We start from the raw sequence: 2,157 nt of genomic DNA on the forward strand, positions 1-2,157 counted from the left end.
TTTCTAGACATAAAAATACCCTCCAAGCATAAGATGAATTTTCTATTTCATCTGTATACTTAGAGGGCATTATAGCCGTTTAAGAAATTCATCATCCGGTTTTTACTTTGGACTAGGAGTTTTTTCCCAGCCTCTTTCTTGCATCTCCGAATGTTACTCAGTAACTAAGGTCAAAAAGCACGGCCTTAGCGGATAAGTGCGAACGAAAGGCTGATTCTAATGAATCAACCTTTGTCCTTCTTATCCCAACCAGGCCGTCAAGGAGCTTTTTTCCCAACCTCTTCTTTGCATCTCCAAATGTTACTTAGTAACTAAGGCCAAGGTAGTAGCTGAATAGCAGTTGCTTCCCTGGCGGTCACCCCCAACCGATTCAGCCTTGCATGGGCTCACAAACGCCAAACCAGTTGGCTGGTTCGCTCCAAAGCACGGCCTTAACGGAGTCTGTTTTTCCATCCGCTTTTATTTAAGCTCAAATTTCCTAGAGGTTGCCTTCCGCAATTGTTGCCAATTGATCTGGTAACCGATTCCGGGTTGCGCCGGTACTTGGACAAAGATTCCGGCCAGGGTAACTGGCGGGGTAATGATGTCAGTCGCAAAGAAGCGCCCTGAAGCCGACAAATCATTGGGGAGGTCAATTCCCGGTAAGGTTGCTAAAGCGAGGTTAGCGGCCCGGCCAATCCCCGTATCGACCATTCCACCAACCCAACAATCAATGCCGACTTGCTGAGCATATGCTTGAATTGCCTTAGCCTGGCTTAAGCCACCAACCCGGGCAACTTTTAGATTAATTACTTTCCCCGCCCCTAGTTTCACCATCGCTTTGACATCCGCTAAGGTAACGATACTTTCATCAAGACAAATTGGCGTCTTAATATGAGCTTGCAGGTCTGCGTGTTCGACTAAATCACCAGCCGCTAGCGGTTGTTCCAACATCAAAAGATTAAGGGAATCAAACTGTTTTAGGTGGTTGACATCTGCTAACGTATAGGCCGAGTTAGCATCAGCCATTAACATCAAGTCCGGAAATTTTTCCCGCACGGCTTTAAGATAGGTAAAATCATGGCCAGGTTTAACTTTGATTTTCACCCGTCGATAACCTTCATTAACTGCTACTTGGACCTTGCTAACTAAAGTTGCTGGGTCAGACTGTAAACCAATCGCAATTCCCGCTTCCGCTTCATTTCTTACCCCACCGAGGGCTTGGGCTAGCGGGATCCCCTGTCGCTTTGCGTATAAATCCCAAAGGGCACAATTTACCGCGGCCTTAGCCATTTCATTTCCCCGGTAGCCGGCAAACTGGTCATCAAAATCAGTGGGTGTTAGATAGTAATGATTAATTAACTTAGGAAGAACGAGTTCCGTTAAAAAGTCCCAAGCTCCACTGCGAAATTCAGCGGTATAAAAAGGGGTCGCGAAAGCGGAACATTCCCCATATCCGTGATTCCCCATTTCATCGGTTAATTCTAAAATTAAGGCCGGTTTAGTTGTCATCTTAGCTTCACTACTAATAAAGGGATGGCGCAGCGGGAGATCAATTTGCCAAAGGTTAATTGCGGTAATGTGCATTGTTTAGTCCTTTCATTAAGCAAGTCTTTTTGCTAATTATAAGCAGTATTTACGCTAAGTTAAAGCAACTCCAAATTACTTATCATTAAAAATAAACTGGAAAATTCTAACAAAACACTTGAAATTATTTTTATTGTCCGTGATAGTACCGATAATTTAACGATTTGGTATGAAAACACAAAGAAACGGAGATTGGTGTCAGTTGCTTTGCATAGTGAGCCTAAGATAGTGAAAATCAGATAAAAGTAACCGTGGAGTGGCTAAGGCAACGAAATGGAGTTTTAGCCGGGAGCACCCGTTATCGCGCCAACGTATCGGATTGATTCATGTACGGGGTGAGGTGTCACTAGTGATAGTGACATGAATAAAGGTGGTACCACGCAATGGAGGATGGGAAAAAAGCTCCTTAACGGCCTGGTTGGGATAAGGAGAACGAAGGTCGCTTTGTGGGAGCTTGGCGTCGGTGAACCCGTGCAAAAAACTAAATAGGTTGGGCGAAGGGGCCACTTGGTTGGTAAGCGGTGAATAACGACACGTCTATTAATCATATGGCTAACCCCCTATACTGAAGACATCAAATCTCAGTTAGGG

General features: G+C 44.7%; 1 protein-coding gene. It reads right to left on the reverse strand.

Annotated features, from left to right (window positions below):
- Positions 1–459 precede the first annotated feature (459 nt).
- Positions 460–1,566 carry an o-succinylbenzoate synthase gene (gene menC / locus H5993_RS09040; protein ID WP_204777094.1) on the reverse strand — a complete coding sequence of 369 codons (1,107 nt, stop codon included), beginning with the start codon at positions 1,564–1,566 and terminating at the stop codon, positions 460–462.
- Between the last annotated feature and the right edge of the window lie 591 nt (positions 1,567–2,157).

The organism is Limosilactobacillus alvi (assembly GCF_016900115.1).
GTDB classification, from domain to species: Bacteria; Bacillota; Bacilli; order Lactobacillales; family Lactobacillaceae; genus Limosilactobacillus; species Limosilactobacillus alvi.